This is a genomic window from Streptacidiphilus rugosus AM-16, from assembly GCF_000744655.1.
Taxonomy (GTDB): domain Bacteria; phylum Actinomycetota; class Actinomycetes; order Streptomycetales; family Streptomycetaceae; genus Streptacidiphilus; species Streptacidiphilus rugosus.
This window is the reverse complement of the sequence record NZ_JQMJ01000004.1, coordinates 571,085-585,305: the sequence shown is the minus strand read 5'-3', so window position 1 is coordinate 585,305 and position 14,221 is coordinate 571,085. Positions and strand designations below refer to the sequence as shown.

Annotated in this window: 14 protein-coding genes; 5 read left to right on the top strand and 9 right to left on the bottom strand. The window is 72.1% G+C overall.

Annotated elements, in window-relative coordinates; all coding sequences use genetic code 11:
* Positions 1-301: 301 nt before the first annotated feature.
* Both BS83_RS11530 and BS83_RS11525 read right to left on the bottom strand, forming a co-directional pair.
* Positions 302-1,066: a class I SAM-dependent methyltransferase gene (locus BS83_RS11530; RefSeq protein WP_037603665.1), complete on the bottom strand. Its 765-nt coding sequence runs from the start codon at positions 1,064-1,066 to the stop codon at positions 302-304.
* A 313-nt stretch (positions 1,067-1,379) separates the two neighbouring features.
* Entirely contained in the window at positions 1,380-2,081 is a 702-nt protein-coding gene (locus tag BS83_RS11525) for an endonuclease/exonuclease/phosphatase family protein (RefSeq protein ID WP_232248227.1), read from the bottom strand.
* A gap of 419 nt (positions 2,082-2,500) precedes the next feature.
* Here BS83_RS11525 and BS83_RS11520 point away from each other — a divergent pair, with 419 nt between their 5' ends.
* Together BS83_RS11520 and BS83_RS11515 are read left to right on the top strand one after the other, a co-directional pair.
* Complete coding sequence (locus BS83_RS11520) at positions 2,501-3,697, top strand: IS110 family RNA-guided transposase (RefSeq protein WP_037600031.1); 1,197 nt, start codon at positions 2,501-2,503, stop codon at positions 3,695-3,697.
* A gap of 1 nt (position 3,698) precedes the next feature.
* On the top strand, positions 3,699-4,904 hold the full coding sequence (locus BS83_RS11515) for an RNA-guided endonuclease InsQ/TnpB family protein (protein ID WP_037608696.1): 1,206 nt from the start codon (positions 3,699-3,701) through the stop codon (positions 4,902-4,904).
* A gap of 285 nt (positions 4,905-5,189) precedes the next feature.
* Here BS83_RS11515 and BS83_RS11510 read toward each other — a convergent pair whose 3' ends face one another.
* Positions 5,190-6,206 (bottom strand): extracellular catalytic domain type 2 short-chain-length polyhydroxyalkanoate depolymerase, encoded by a 1,017-nt coding sequence (locus tag BS83_RS11510; RefSeq protein WP_051942943.1) that lies wholly within the window; start codon positions 6,204-6,206, stop codon positions 5,190-5,192.
* A gap of 224 nt (positions 6,207-6,430) precedes the next feature.
* Here BS83_RS11510 and BS83_RS11505 point away from each other — a divergent pair, with 224 nt between their 5' ends.
* Complete coding sequence (locus BS83_RS11505; RefSeq protein WP_198035213.1) at positions 6,431-7,132, top strand: TetR/AcrR family transcriptional regulator; 702 nt, start codon at positions 6,431-6,433, stop codon at positions 7,130-7,132.
* Positions 7,133-7,181: 49 nt separating this feature from the next.
* Positions 7,182-8,720, top strand: a complete 1,539-nt coding sequence (locus BS83_RS11500; protein WP_037603663.1) for a carboxylesterase/lipase family protein — start codon at positions 7,182-7,184, stop codon at positions 8,718-8,720.
* A 9-nt stretch (positions 8,721-8,729) separates the two neighbouring features.
* Here BS83_RS11500 and BS83_RS11495 read toward each other — a convergent pair whose 3' ends face one another.
* Positions 8,730-9,458 (bottom strand): GNAT family N-acetyltransferase, encoded by a 729-nt coding sequence (locus BS83_RS11495; RefSeq protein WP_037603662.1) that lies wholly within the window; start codon positions 9,456-9,458, stop codon positions 8,730-8,732.
* A 252-nt stretch (positions 9,459-9,710) separates the two neighbouring features.
* Positions 9,711-9,899 carry a hypothetical protein gene (locus tag BS83_RS11490; protein ID WP_037603661.1) on the bottom strand — a complete coding sequence of 63 codons (189 nt, stop codon included), beginning with the start codon at positions 9,897-9,899 and terminating at the stop codon, positions 9,711-9,713.
* A 130-nt stretch (positions 9,900-10,029) separates the two neighbouring features.
* On the opposite strand from BS83_RS11490, the gene BS83_RS11485 reads away from it, so the two are divergent.
* Complete coding sequence (locus tag BS83_RS11485; RefSeq protein WP_084713371.1) at positions 10,030-10,326, top strand: DUF2277 domain-containing protein; 297 nt, start codon at positions 10,030-10,032, stop codon at positions 10,324-10,326.
* A 67-nt stretch (positions 10,327-10,393) separates the two neighbouring features.
* Here the strand turns inward: BS83_RS11485 and BS83_RS11480 are convergent, their stop codons facing one another.
* The 4 genes from BS83_RS11480 to BS83_RS11465 form a co-directional block, all read right to left on the bottom strand.
* Positions 10,394-10,609, bottom strand: coding sequence for a DUF1918 domain-containing protein (locus BS83_RS11480; RefSeq protein WP_037603660.1), 216 nt, complete (start codon positions 10,607-10,609; stop codon positions 10,394-10,396).
* Between the two features lie 51 nt (positions 10,610-10,660).
* Positions 10,661-11,965, bottom strand: coding sequence for an FAD-dependent monooxygenase (locus BS83_RS11475; protein ID WP_084713369.1), 1,305 nt, complete (start codon positions 11,963-11,965; stop codon positions 10,661-10,663).
* Positions 11,966-12,027: 62 nt separating this feature from the next.
* Entirely contained in the window at positions 12,028-12,552 is a 525-nt protein-coding gene (locus BS83_RS11470) for a MarR family winged helix-turn-helix transcriptional regulator (RefSeq protein ID WP_037603659.1), read from the bottom strand.
* On the bottom strand, positions 12,549-13,856 hold the full coding sequence (locus tag BS83_RS11465; RefSeq protein WP_037603658.1) for an FUSC family protein: 1,308 nt from the start codon (positions 13,854-13,856) through the stop codon (positions 12,549-12,551). Before BS83_RS11465 ends, BS83_RS11470 begins: the two co-directional genes overlap by 4 nt.
* Positions 13,857-14,221 lie beyond the last annotated feature (365 nt).

The following is a 14,221-nucleotide window of genomic DNA, read 5'->3' as shown; positions in this document are numbered from 1 at the left end:
GTCGGGCGGGACAGTTTGCGGGCCGTGCAACATCGGCTGGGTCTGGTGCGATCACTCAGGACTCGCCTGCCGCTGTGGAGCCGTCAGCTTCCGGGCCGTACTGCCTGAGTCTGAGGGCACCATCGCGATCGCCCACCTCCTCGCGCGGGTGGCCAGCCGGGCCAGGGCGCTCTCGTCACCAGCTCCGGCGGCCGCTCTCGGGTGGTCGTGGTGGGTGCCGGGCGTGAGAAGGCTGCGTGGGTGGTCTTGGCGCAGGCCCTCGCGCGGGGCTCGCCGTGGTCCCCAAGGGGGAGTGCCGCCTCTACTCGGCCCGCCGACGCGCGAGATGGACGATGATGTCGGCAGTGATCTCGACTGTCTCGGGCAGGACCCCCATGATCACGTCGTACGCCTGCTGCCGCCTCGATCGCGGCAGTTGGAGATACGCCGAGACGGTCGACAGGTAGCCAACGTAGTCAGGAGCGCTCATCGTCAAGCGCCGCTTGACGACGGCCTGCTGAACGTCGACGAAGAAGGGGGATCGTCGCAGCTCCGTACCCGGCCACTGCATCGCCTCATCCGGAGCCGTCCCGTCGGGCGACGGAACGTCATCGCTTTCCAGGAACGGCGCCCGTGCCGCACGCACAGACTCCTCGACTGCCGGATCAGCCAGCTGCACCGGGCCACCGAATGAGGCAAACACACCCGCCGGCTCCAGTAGCGCGGCCATTCTTGACCACCGCTCCTCCGGGCGCGTCCAATGCAGGGCTGCCGCCGCATAGACCAGCCCATAGGTTTCACCTGACCGCAGGTCCTCGAATGCGGCCCGCACGGTCCTCACGTTCGCTGGCGCCGACTTGTTCAGCTCGGCGAGCATGGAGGGGTCGGGCTCCGTCGCCGTGACCGTGATCCCATGCTCAGCGAACAAGCGGGTTGCTTTTCCTGTCCCTGCACCGATCTCCAGCGCCGTCCGAACCGGCCGGCCCGCGTACGTCATCACCAAGTCGAGGAGCTCTTTGGGATACCCCGGCCGGAACCATTCATAGGCTTCCGCGATTGCGCCGAAGCTCAGTGCACGAGCAGACATGCCGAGCATCCTGGCACGAGCCGGGAAGCCAGCGCTGGGCAATACTCAGCGGCTTGGCCTCCCGATCTCGAGCGATGTCGGTCGAGCCGAGTCTCGACCGGGTGACCGTGGCGGATGCCGTGCAGGAAAGCAGGGCCACTTGGTAGCCGGAAGGGTGTCGACGCCAGCAAGCTGTCCAGGAGGCCCTGTTGTCGCATTTCCACGAGGCCTGACCTGACGGCTGCTCAGCCGAAGGCACGCTGGTCCTGTCCGTACGCCAATGCCTGATCATGTCGGTACACCTGTCCAGGCGACCCCACCCCTGCCACCGTCCTCAGTTCTGGACGACGGCCCGGACCAGGTTGTGGTCGGACAACCCGCCGACGGGGACCACCTGCGCGTCGGTGACGGTGGCGGCGCGCACGACCACGTGATCGATCCACTTCCCCGGGCTCCCTTCTGCGGAGGTGAAAGGACGGGTCGGGGGGCCGTCGTCGGGCAGGGCGGGGATGTCGAACTCGGCACCCAGAGCGGAGAGCACCGTGCGGCGGTCGGCGTTGAAGTCACCCAGCAGCACAGCCGGGCGCCCCGCCTCGGTCCTGGCCGACTCGGCCAGGCGGGCCAACTGGCCGGCGGACCGCGCATCCCCGGTCAGATGGGTCGCGACCACCACCGTCCCCGCGGCCTCGATGACCAGCACACCTTTTCCGGGGTCGTCCGGGAAGGCGTCGGCGGCGATCATCCGGCTGGGGCCGTCGACCAGGAGCACGAGGTGCTCGGCCGGATCGTGCAGCGGGAAGGGGGCGTCCGTACGAGGCCGCGGCACTCGGGGGTATCGCAGGGAGTGGAACGTCCGGCCGGGCAGCGCGGCGCGCAGGGCCGCGAGCTGGTCGCCGCTGACCTCCTGAAGGGTGATGACCTGTTCCGCTCGCTCAGCCAGACGGGCGGTGATCATTGCGATCCTGGCCGCCTCGTCCGGGTAGTGGGTCGCGACATCCCCGCCCCAGTTCTCGGCATGGATGCGATGCAGGGACATTCCATCCATGATCTTGCAGGGTATCCCCGGCTTCAGTCGGGGAGGGAAGGCATCCTTGGCGCGGAGCCGTGAAGCGGCGGAGATCCCTGCGCCAACTGTCTGTGATGGTTGCTCACGTTCTGTAGTATGATCCTGGTTGTCGACCTTGCAGGGGGTGGGCCGGGTGATCCGTGCGTACAAGTTCCTCATGCGGCTCTACCTTCCTTTTGGGTTCGTCCCAGCCATTCGTAGGGTTGTGGCACCCAGGGGAACCGGGTGTGGCTTTCATGCGGCTGCCGTCCGTGGCTCTGTGGGCTTGGCCGCCCGGTTCCCCACGACGACTCGGCCGCCGATTGGGAAGTGCGAGAAGGTCGCTGTGTAGAGCAATGCCGGCGAGGTCGTCCGTGGTACGCAAGACAGGAACGACCTGATGGAGAGCGATGAGCCGGATATGGGCGGGGACCGACTGCGGCAAGACCCACCACCACACGCTGGTTCTGGACGTCGAGGGCAACACGCTGCTGTCGCGGCGGGTGGCGAACGACGAGCCGGAGCTTCTCCAGCTGGTCGCCGACGTCCTGGACCTTGCCGACGGTGGCGCGGTGACCTGGGCGATGGACATGACCGGCGGTGAAACCGGCCTGCTGATCAACCTCCTGGCCAACCACGGCCAGGAGCTCCTCTACATCCCCGGCGTCGCGGTCAACCGCGCCGCAGACAGCTACCGAGGCCAGGGCAAGACCGACGCCCGCGACGCCCACGTGATCGCCGACCAGGCCAGGATGCGGCGCGACCTGCTTCCCGTCCGCCTCGACGACGAGGGCATCATCGAACTGCGGCTGCTGACCGAGCACCGTGCAGACCTTGTCGGCGAGCGCACCCGCGTCACCAATCGGCTCCGTGCCCTGCTGACCAGCATGTTCCCGGCGTTGGAACGGACCTTGGACCTCGGCAACGCCGGCCCGCTGCGGCTTCTGACCGGCTACCAGACACCAGCGGCCATTCGCCGATCCGGCACCAAGCGGCTGACGACCTGGCTCCGCAACCGCAAGGTCTACGGCGCGGAGGCGCTGGCCGCCAAGACTGTCGAAGCGGCTGAGCGGCAGCACACCGCCGTCGCCGGAGAGAAAGCCATCGCCCAGATGGTCCACACCCTGGCCGAGGAGGTGATCGCCCTCAACGAGAAGATCGCGGAGACCGACAAGCTCGTCGAGGGACGGTTTCGGGAGCACGAACTCGCGGAGGTGATCACCTCGATGCCGGGCGTCGGCTCCACCCTCGGAGCGGAGTTCCTCGCCGCAATAGGCGGCAGCCTGGCCGCTTTCCCCACTGCGGATCGCCTTGCGGCCTTCGCCGGAGTCACCCCGGCCCCGAAGGACTCCGGCAAGGTCAGCGGCAACCTCCATCGCCCCCAGCGATACCACCGGGGCCTCCAGCGGGTCTTCTACACCTCCGCGCTCATCAGCATCCAGCGCGACCCAAACTCCCGCACCTACTACGACCGCAAGAGGGCCGAAGGCAAGCGGCACGTCCAGGCAGTCCTCGCACTCGCACGCCGCCGCGTGAACGTCCTCTGGGCACTCATTCGTGACGGACGGTGCTACCAAATCGCACCTCCTGTCACCGAAGCGGCTTGACATCAGCATTGGGAAGCCCACCGTGGGCCAGACGCAAGCGCTTGCCGAGATGCTGCGTGACCACTGCTCTCTCTATAACGGGGCCCTTCAGGAGCGGCGCGACGCCTACCGGCACGCATCGAAGACGAGCGTCAAGTACGGGATGCAGTCGGCGCAGCTCAAGGAGATCCGGGCGTTCGACCCGGAGCGTCAGGGCCGGTGGTCGTTCTCCTCGCAGCAGGCGACGCTTCGCCGGTTGGACAAGGCGTTCGCGGCGTTCTTCCGCCGGGTCAAGTCCGGTGAGACGCCCGGCTACCCGCGCTTCCGGGGCGTGAACTGGTTCGACACGGTGGACTTCCCCAAGGACGGCGACGGCTGCCGCTGGGACTCCACCCCGCACGACCCCGTCACCCGCGTCCGGTTCCAGGGCATCGGGCACGTCAAGGTCAACCGGCACCGGGCCGTGGTCGGCAAGGTCAAAACGGTCTCGGTCAAGCGTGAGGGCCGCAAGTGGTTCGTCGTGCTGACCGCCGAGCAGTCGCGGCCCGAACCGCTGCCCGCGACCGGGGCCGTGGTCGGCATCGACATGGGTATAGCCAACTTCCTCGCCGACTCGGGCGGCGAGTTCGTGCCCAACCCGCGCCACGCCCGTAAGGCCGCCGCGAAGCTCCAAGCAGCACAGCGGGCCCTGGCCCGGTTCCCTCGTGTCCGCCGGGACAAGCGCACCGGCAACCACCAGCGAGCCGTTCAGCGCGTTGCCGACCTGCACCGCAAGGTCCGGCGTCAGCGTCTGGACCACGCCCACAAGACCGCCCTCGCCCTGGTTCGCGAGCACGACTTCATCGCGCACGAGGATCTCAAGATCCGCAACATGGTCAAGGCCCCCGCGCCCAAGCCCGACCCCGACCCCGACCAGCCGGGCACCTTCCCGCGCAACGGGGCGGCGGCCAAAGCCGGACTGAACAAGTCGATCAACGATGCCGGTTGGGGGGTGTTCCTGACGATCCTGCGCGCCAAGGCTGAAAGCGCCGGTCGGGAAGTGATCGCCGTGGACCCCCGCAACACCTCCCGGCGGTGCCCCGCATGCGGGCACACCGCCAAGGAGAACCGGCCCACACAGGAGAGGTTCCACTGCCGGTCCTGCGGCCACACCGCGCACGCCGACACAGTGGGAGCCACCAACGTTCTACGGGCCGGGCTGGTCCGTCGCGACGCCCGGAAGGGTTAGCGAGAAGCCCCCGGCTTCACCCGGGGGAGGAGTCACGTGGCTACCGTGATCACGGATCACGATGCTACGGGCGTGTGCCACCCCCGGGTGAGGGAACGCGGCGGCTGGATGGTGTCGTGACCCCATGCGCCCGCACCACACGATGGTGTCACCGGCATCGGCAAAGGGTGCAGTTCCTTCGCAGGGAGGACGAGCGGCCACTGCGGGAGCCCGGACCCGGTCGGCCGATCGCTGCGCACGGACGCAGCACCCGTGGGCCGTAGGCGGCGCGGACCGGACGGCTGCTCAGCCGCCCAGCGCGTGAACCATGTTCATGATGGCGGTCATCTGCGGCGCGCTCCTGACGGCGAAGTCGGCGCCGTCGTAGCCGAACCAGTCCCAGCAGCCCTGCGGATTGACCGGCAGGAGCGAGGAGATGGCCTGCGGGTAGAGGACGACGAGGTCGTTGGTGTCGGCGTAGGTGTCGAGGTTGCCCCGCGCGGCGAAGGTGTCGCCGAGCAGGTACTGGCCGGAGAGGCAGCCGTGCAGGGCGACGACCAGCTTGCAGGGAGCGCCGGCGGCGCAGGACGCTGGGATGTAGGCCTGGGCGGTGTCGTCCATGGACAGGGCCGGACCCCACCCACCGGGGACGTAGGCGTCCTGGTCGAAGTGGAGCAGGGTGCCCTGCGGGGTGCCGGTGTTGGGGGCGTTGACGTCGCCGAGCCAGGTGCGCAGCATCCCGCCCTCGGGATCGTCGAAGCAGTTGCTCATGAACGGCGGGGCGGTCGCGCCGCAGGGGACCGGGCCGTAGGGGGTGACCCAGGCGTGACCGGCCGGATCCCGGTCGTGGTAGGTCGTGCGTGCGCCGAAGTGCTGGTAGAAGCTGACGCCGGCGGCCGAGAGCACCGGGTTGACCACCGGGTCCAGGACGCCGTGGTAGGTGTAGACGGGCTTGTTCCGCAGGTTGGACAGCGGGTCGATGAGTCCCTGCTGCGCCCAGGTGGCGGCCCGCTGCTCCAGTACGGGCAGGCCGATGCCGAGGTCGCAGGCGTCGACGCCGATGACGGTGCCCTGGCCGCAGTCGTACGGACCCGCGGCGATGATGCCTGCGCCCTGGAACGTGCGGGAGTAGGCGACCTGCAGCTGGGTGGCCATGAAGCCGCCGGAGGAGACGCCGGTGACGTAGTCGCCGGTGATGTCGAGGTGCGGCAGTGGCGGTGCGGTGGCATGGGCGGGGCCGGCGAGGCCGAGGGCGGCGAGTGCCACGGTGGAGGCCAGGACGATCGCGGTTCTGGCGGTCCTGGTCAGGGAGCGGACGTTCACGGAGCACACTCCTTGCGTCTGGGCGGGGGAGCAGGGCGCGGTTCCTGCCGCGAGGGAGCCGACCAATCGATCGGTTGGCTGCGGCACTGGGGATACCCTCGGGCCTCCATGACGGCCTGTCAACCAATCGATCGGTGGGAAATTCTTCCGGAGGGATCTTGCGGGCCGGCCGCGCACAGCCGTAGCTTTCGAGCAGCCGGACACGGGCCACCGATCGATCGGTAGTGATCCGGTCCGGCCTGGACCGGCCGGCAGACCGGCACCGCACCCTGGAGGCGCACGTGGAGGATCCCGGCTGGCAGCCGCGACGGCTGGCCGCCGTGTCGGCGGTGCTCCCCGACGGCGTCACCCCTCCCGGCACCCGGGGAAAGATCCTGCACGCCGCCCTCGGGCTCTTCGCCGAGGCCGGTTTCGCCGGCGGCTCGATCCGGGGCATCGCCGCCGTCGTCGGCATCAACTCCGCGACGCTGTACTCGCACTATCCGTCCAAGGAGCACGTCCTGGCGGAGCTGGTGCGTATCGGCCACCAGGAGCTCCTCGACCGGCTCGCCGACGCCCGTGCGCAGGCCCCCGACACCCCCATCGGACAGCTGGCCGCCATGGCCAGGGCACACGCGCTCGTGCACACCGACTTTCCGCTGCTGGCCGTGGTCACCAACGACGAACTGCACTGCCTGTCGACGGAACTGGCGGCCCCTGCCCTCGAACTACGGAGGGAATGCCGCCAGATGCTGCTGGACGTGCTCGAACGCGGTGTCAAGGACGGCGACTTCCAGCTGCCCGACCTGCTGCTCACCGCCTCCGCCATCGGCGCGATCGGACTGCGGACCGCCTACTGGTTCGATCCCGCGCAGGACCACACCCGCGACGACGTCGCCGACGCCAACACGGAGTTCGCCCTTCGTCTCGCCGGCGCCCGCCGCTGACCATCCCATGCGCCGCCCCGCATCCACGCCCGACCGTCCAGGAGCCGCCATGCAACCGGTCGTCCACACCCGTCACGGCTCCGTCCGCGGCCTGCGCGACGCAGCGGGGATCAGCGCCTTCAAGGGGGTCCCCTACGCCGCGGCCCCCGTCGGCGCGCTCAGGTTCCGGCCGCCGCAGACCCCGCAGCCGTGGCAGGGCGTGCGCGAGACGGTGGACTACGGACCGACCGCGCCCAAGGCCCCCTATGCCGCGCCCTTCGACCAGCTCATCCCCGAGATCGACATCCCCGGCGACGACTGCCTCAACCTCAACGTCTGGACTCCCGATCCGGCGGCCCGTCTGCCGGTCATGGTGTGGCTGCACGGCGGAGCCTTCGCCAACGGCTCCGGCTCGGTGCCCGGCTACGACGGCACCGCCTTCGCCCGCGACGGCGTGGTGCTGGTGACGCTCAACTACCGCCTGGGCGCGGAAGGCTTCCTCCATCTCGCCGAATCCGACAGCGACGCCCCCGCCGCCGACGCGCGTGGTGGGACCGGCGCGGCCAACCTCGGCCTGCTCGACCAGATCGCCGCCCTGGAGTGGGTCCGCGACAACATCGACGCCTTCGGCGGCGACCCCGACCAAGTGACCGTCTTCGGCGAGTCCGCAGGCGCGATGAGCATCGGCGCGCTGCTCGCCATGCCCGCCGCGCGCGGCCTCTTCCGCCGCGCGGCCCTGCAGAGCGGCGCGGCGCACCACACGCTCACCCCGTCCTCCGCCGCCCTGGTAGGGGCCCGCCTCGCCGAGATCCTCGGCGTCGCGCCCACCCGCGCCGCGCTCGCCGAGGTACCCGCCGAGCGCCTGCTCCCCGCACAGCAGCGACTGCGCGCCGAGATCTCGGCGCTGCCCGATCCGAGCAGGTGGGGCGAGGCCGCACGCAACCTGATGCCGTTCGAGCCGGTCGTCGACGGCGTCACCCTGCCGTGCGCGCCGCTCGACGCGATCGCAGCCGGCGCGGCGGCGGGCGTCGACGTGCTCGTCGGAGCCAACCGCGACGAGTTCCGGCTCTTCCTGGTCCCGACCGGGCTGATCGGCCTGGTCACCGAGGCCATGCTGGAGCACACGGCGACCGGCTACGGACTTCCGCCGGAGGAGGGGGTCCGCGCCTACCGGGCGGCCTTCCCCGACGCCGCACCGGGAGAGCTGCTCGCTGAGATCGCCACGGACTGGTTCTACCGCATCCCCGCGCTCCGGCTGGCGGAGGCCCAGTCACGCCAGGGCGCCCGGGCGCACGTCTACGAGTTCGCCTGGCAGCCGCCCACCTTCGGCGGGGCGCTCGGCGCCTGCCACGCCTCCGAACTCCCCTTCGTCTTCGACAATCTGGCCGACCCCGCCTTCAAGCCCCTGCTCGGCGCGGAACCGCCCCAGTCGCTCGCCGACGCCATGCACGCGGCCTGGGTCGCCTTCGCCTCCACCGGGGACCCGGGCTGGTCCCCCTACCTGGCCGACCGCCACGTCATGCGCTTCGGCGCGGCCGCGGACTCCGCCTCGGTGGTCGAACCCGACCCGCGCGGCGACCTCCGTGTCCTGTGGGACACGATCCGCTGACGTGCCCCGTCACGGAGTGCGGAACCCCCGGAAGGTCACCGCCCTCCGGGACTCGAAGCCCATCGACTCGTAGAGCCCGATCGCGCCCGCGTTGGCCTCCGCCACATGCAGGAAGGGGTGTTCGCCGCGCGCCTCGACGCGCGCGACGAGCTCGCCGACCAGCAGCGAGGCGTACCCGCGACCGCGCGCGGCGGGCGCGGTGCACACGGCGCTGAGCTCGGTCCACCCCGGCGGACGCAGACGCTCGCCGGCCATCGCCACCAGCGCGCCGTTCTCGCGCACGCCCAGATAAGCACCCAGCTCGCGAGTACGCGCCCGGAACGGCCCCGGCTGAGCCAACGCGACGAGATCGAGCATCTCGGGCACGTCGGCCGGGCCCAGCTCCACCACCGAGGCGGCCGCGCCGACGCACGGGCGGCCGGACCGAAGACCGCCCGGAAGGATCATCTGGCGTCCTTCGAGCACGAAGACCGGCTCCCAGTCCGCAGGCGGCGTCGCCTCGCCGCTGAACATGTCCGCGAACGCCCCCGGGCCGAGGAGCCGGGCGAGATCGGCCCAGGCCTCGGCGTCCGGCTCACCGGACGCCGAGCGGCCGGACGGGGCGGCCGAGACGCAGGAGAACGTGGCGACGTCCGGAAGGAAGGTCGCGGCCCGGCCGAGCCGACGGGCGAGGTGCGCGTGGTGTCCGTCCAGGGACGCGGCAACCGGGTCGTCGAGCGCGACGGCATCGTGGATCACCCGGCGAACGTTACCCCGCGCCCGACGACCCGGGCGGGCCGTGCGGGTCACCGCACCAGCCGGCATCCGGGGGCCGGACGAACGAGTTTCGCCCGGCCCCCGGCCGGTCAGCGGTCACGGCCTGAGGGCGGCCTGGCGGCGGCGCGACGTCGGCAGCGATGATCGTCGTCGACTCGCTCTGCACGAGCGGCTCCGGCGCGCGGACGGCGGCACTTCGGCTGTCGAGCCCTGGGCCATGGGGGATGATGCAGGTCAGGGCAGCAGGCGTTCCACCGCCGCCGCGCCCTGCTCCTCGATGGCCTTGCGGGCCTTCTCGATCAACTCCGGCGTCGGCTCACGGCCGCTCGCGAGGACCAGGTCCTCCGGGTCGACCGGGTGTTCGGATCCGGTGTGGAGCAGCCGGTCCGGAGTGGGCCGGGACTCGTCCTCGGGCTGGGTCATCTGGTACCTCCAGGCCGTGCGTACGCGTCGTCCTACTCCCTGCACTGTAGGCCGATGCCGCCCCGCCTGCACGCCGCCGCTCCGCCCGCCGTCCGGCCGCGCCGACAGTCCCCGGGCCTACGCTGGACGCATGTGCCGATCCATCAAGACGCTCCGCGCCCCGGTCACGCCCGACCCGCAGGAAGCCGACATCCAGGCGGCCGCGCTGCAGTACGTGCGCAAGGTCTCCGGCTTCCGCGCCCCGGCGGCGCACAACCGCGAGGCCTTCGACGAGGCGGTCGAGGCCGTGGCCACAGCCACCAGGGAACTGCTCGGCTCCCTCGTGGTCCGCGGCGCGCACGCCGCGCCCCACGAGCACCCGCACGACCACGAGCACGAGCACGCGCACCCGCACGAGCGCGCGCACGCCGCCGGGGCCCCGGCCTGACCTTCGTCACCGGCCGGAGTCCTGCCGTCGTGCCGCGCGCGTCCGCGCTCTGCCGCGCCCCTCGGGCTCAGGCCGTGCCGGACTGCTCCCGCTGCGGTTCGCGGTGCTTGATGTGCGAGTCGGGGCCGGGGAAGAACACGCTCACCCTGCCCGTGTGCGCCCAGCGCACGTCGTAGGGCGGGGTGCCGTCCGGGTGGTGCAGGGCGACGATCTCGCCGTCCCGGCGCGGCGTCCCCTCGCGGGTTCCCTCAACGACGACCAGGTCTCCGATGACCGCCTGCATGGCCGCCTCCTTCGAACAGTCGTGGGATGCGATGCCTCTCCTCCCAGGGGATCACGCCGGGTCGGTCGCGTCCACCCTCCCGAGGCGGCCCGTTTCGGCCGTCCTGCGGGACGGGACGCCCGAGGTGCCCTGCGAGCTGCCGTCGCCCGACCCGAGCGGCCGGCCGCCGACGCCGCCACCGCCGTTCGCCACCCACCACGTGTCGAAGGCCGGCTGGTCCATCGAGGCCCAGTCGGGCGTCCGCTGCACATGCGCCCGCCCGAGACTGCGGCCCAGCTCCAAGATGGCGCGGCCCACCGGCGCACGTTCCGCGTCGTAGGCGGCCAGCCCTTCCATGAGGTGGTCGGCGGTCGCCAGCGCCCGCCCCAGCACGGTGGCGTCCTGCAGCGCCTTGAGCGCGCCGCTGCCGGTGTGCGGGCGGGCGATCGCCGCCGCGTCCCCGAGCAGCACGAGCCGACCGCGCGTGTAGCTCGGCGCGGCCATGTCGTAGATCGGCTGCAGCAGGGTGCCCTCCTTCGGCGTGCCGAGGACGACGTCCCGCCAGTAGCCGGGGAAGTGGCGCTCGACCAGTTCGTGCTGGAAGCCGGTCAGCGCCTCGGTGAGCTCCCGGGACGGCGGGGTCTCCGGGTCCGCCAGCGCGCTCGTGGCCGTCTCCGGCGGCGTCGCGTAGAACACCCAGTTGACCTGCGGCTCACCCGCGGGCCCCGGAATCCGATAGGCGATCATGTGGCCACCGGGGAAGACGACGGTGGTGGCGTCCTCGGCGGGGAACGCGGAGGACGGCTCCGGCAGCTGCCGCACCGGCAGCGTGCCGCGCCACGCCGCATAGCCGCCGTAGCGGGCCGCGGACGAACCGGGCGGCAGCATCGCGGCGCGGACCACCGAGCGGTGGCCGTCCGCGCCGACCACCAGGTCGAACCGCTCCTCCCCGCCGTCGGCGAGAACGATCCGCGCCCCGTCCGGCTCCGGAAGCACCCGCGCGACGGCCGCGCCCGCGCGGTAGTCGACCTCGTCCGGCAGCCGACGGCGCAGCTCCTGCCAGAGCGAACCCCAGTTGTAGGAGCGGTAGGGGAACGGCAGCGCCGCGATCTCGCGCCCGGCCCGGGCGTCGCCCGCCCGCACCACCCAGGGGCGCCTGGTCAGCTCGACCCACGGCATCGCGGCGTCGAGATAACCCGCCGCCTCCAGCTCCGCATAGCGCTCGCGCTGCAGCGCGAGACCCACGCCCCGGTCCTGGAGCCGCCCGGTGGCCCGCTCGAGGACCACCACCTCGCCCGCGCCCGCCCGCACCAGCGCCCGCGCGGCCGCACACCCCGCGATGCTCCCGCCGACGACGGCAACCCTCTCCCCGCGCACAACTCCCCCTCGTCGCAGTGGGTCCGGCCGACAGCCCCGCGTCGGCCCTCCGCAGGAGTATGTCAGCCGAGGGTGCGGGCCAGGCGTCCCTCCAGGAGCAGCAGCAGGGTGGCCAGACCCTCGGCGAGTTCGGTCCGTGCCTGCGGCTCGATGCCCGCCAACAGCGATCGTTCGAGTTCGAGTTGGCTCGGCAGGACACGGTCGGCCAGCTCGCGCCCCGCGTCGGTGAGCGAGAGGTGGGCGACCCTGCGGTCCCGGCTGTCGGTCCGCCGCTCGACCAGGCCGCGCTGCTCGAGTGCCCGCAGCCGCTTGGTGACGGCCGCCCCCGAGGCGAAGGTCTCCCTGACCAGCTCGCCGGGGGTCAGCGAGCGGCCCGACCGCCGCAGGGTGCCTAGCAGGTCGAACTCGGCCCGGCTCAGCCCCTCGTGGCGCAACTGCGCGTCGGCCGCCTGCTGCAGCAGGGCGGCGCAGCGGTTGATCCGCCCGATCAGCGCGATGGGCTCGACGTCGAGGCCGGGATGCACCGCCTGCCACTGCCGGATGATGCCGGCGACGATGTCCTCGCCCGGCCGCTGTGCCGCGCTCATCCGCTGCGCTCCCCGTGGGTCAGCAGGGCCAGCACCCGGTGGCCCTCGCGTTCGGTGGTCAGGACCTGCTCGGCCGGGACCGGCCGCTGCCACCACTCCCCGGCATGTCCTTCGGCCGATTCTCGCAACTCGTGCAGGGACTCCGCCACGCGTCGGCCGATGCGCCGGTCCGCGCCCGCGACTGCGCCGGTGCCTGCGCCTTCGGCGAGGTGACCGAGGGCGAAGGCCTGGGCGTCCTCGGCCCGCTCCAGGGCCCGCGCGAGGCGGTCACCGGCCCGTCGGTTGGTCACCACGAGCGCACTGAGCACACCGAGTCCCGCGCCGAGCAGGGTGTCCAGCCAGCGGTCCGTCACCAGCCGCCCGACCGGCTCGGCGGAGCCCAGGGAGACCAGCATCAGCGCCATGGGCGTGACGAAGACCTGGGCGGCCCAGTAGTTGCGGGTGATCGTCGCCTCCGCGCCGACCTGGCAGACGGCGATCACCAGCAGCGCGACGAGCTCGGCGGAGCGGGTCAACGGCACGGTCGCGGTGAACAGCGCCAGCCCGAGCAGGCTGCCGACGGTCCGCTGCAGCGCACGCTGCCAGGAGACGCTGGTGTTGGACCGGTGCACGGCGGCGGCGGTCACGACCGCCCAGTAGGGGTGGCCGACACCCGCGGCCAGCGACGCCAGGCCCGCCAGCGCGCAGCCGAGCCCGACCCTGACCGCCAGCGGCAGCAGCGCGCGGACGTCGTGCGGCGCGCGGGGCGCGGCCAGGACGAGTGCCGGTCCGTGCGCCTTGACCAGCGCGGGCGCGAGGCAGACCAGCAGGGCCACGGCCCCTCCGGCGAGCGTCAGCCCCAGATGCGCGGGGACCTCGCCGAGCCGCTGCGGGACGAAGAACGCGGAGGCGCTCACGAAGGTGAAGATGACGTTCCCCGGCGGACCGAGCCGGGTCGCGTCGCAGAGGAGCTTCTGCGCGGCCGCGACCAGCGCGGCCAGCAGCACCAGCGCCGCAGCGTCCGGCACCAGCGCTGCCGCGCCCAGGCTGAGCGCGACGCTCGCGGTCATGCCCAGCACCACCCACACCAGCGTCCGCGCCCGCTCCCGGTACGGCAGCGCGTGCGCGAACAGCGCGCACATCGTCCCGGCGGAAGTGTAGAGCAGTAGGTCCAGCCGCCCGAGCGCGAGCAGCAGCAGCCCCGGCACCAGCGTCGCCACGGCGACGCTCAGCGCGGGCCTGTGCCAGGGCCCTACGGCGGGCCGCAACGCGAGCGTGCCGCGCAGCGGCAGCGGCCGGATGCGGGGGTGGGCGGGGGAGGACATGGAACAAACCTTAACAGGTATTTCACTCGTAAAATAATGGGGGACGGCGAGCGCACACGCGACGGCAGTCCTAGCCGATGCCCGCCTCGCCCGTGTGGGGTTGGTCGGGTGCCGGGTCTGGGTGCGACAGATGCCGCGGGCCGACGCCCGCCCCGGGCGATGGGGGCGGGTGGCGGGCGCCGGTCTCTTGGCGAGTCGCTCGGCCGGGTCGCCGGGTGGGACTGGTCGGGTGCGGGCCCCGTTCGACAGGTGCCGCGGGTCGACGCGGGCTCTGGCCGCGGGCGGGGGCCAGGTGGTGGACGTCCGTCCGCGTGCGAGCGTTCCGGGGGGTGTCGGGCTGGTCGGGCGCCGGTGCGCCCGGAGTC

Excerpts from the sequence above, each read along its gene's own strand:
- BS83_RS11520 (WP_037600031.1), top strand. The coding sequence starts at position 2,501 with ATGAGCCGGATATGGGCGGGGACCGACTGCGGCAAGACCCACCACCAC.
- BS83_RS11525 (WP_232248227.1), bottom strand. The coding sequence starts at position 2,081 with ATGTCCCTGCATCGCATCCATGCCGAGAACTGGGGCGGGGATGTCGCG.
- BS83_RS11465 (WP_037603658.1), bottom strand. The coding sequence starts at position 13,856 with ATGTCCTCCCCCGCCCACCCCCGCATCCGGCCGCTGCCGCTGCGCGGC.
- BS83_RS11490 (WP_037603661.1), bottom strand. The coding sequence starts at position 9,899 with ATGACCCAGCCCGAGGACGAGTCCCGGCCCACTCCGGACCGGCTGCTC.
- BS83_RS11485 (WP_084713371.1), top strand. The coding sequence starts at position 10,030 with ATGTGCCGATCCATCAAGACGCTCCGCGCCCCGGTCACGCCCGACCCG.
- BS83_RS11480 (WP_037603660.1), bottom strand. The coding sequence starts at position 10,609 with ATGCAGGCGGTCATCGGAGACCTGGTCGTCGTTGAGGGAACCCGCGAG.
- BS83_RS11530 (WP_037603665.1), bottom strand. The coding sequence starts at position 1,066 with ATGTCTGCTCGTGCACTGAGCTTCGGCGCAATCGCGGAAGCCTATGAA.
- BS83_RS11500 (WP_037603663.1), top strand. The coding sequence starts at position 7,182 with ATGCAACCGGTCGTCCACACCCGTCACGGCTCCGTCCGCGGCCTGCGC.
- BS83_RS11470 (WP_037603659.1), bottom strand. The coding sequence starts at position 12,552 with ATGAGCGCGGCACAGCGGCCGGGCGAGGACATCGTCGCCGGCATCATC.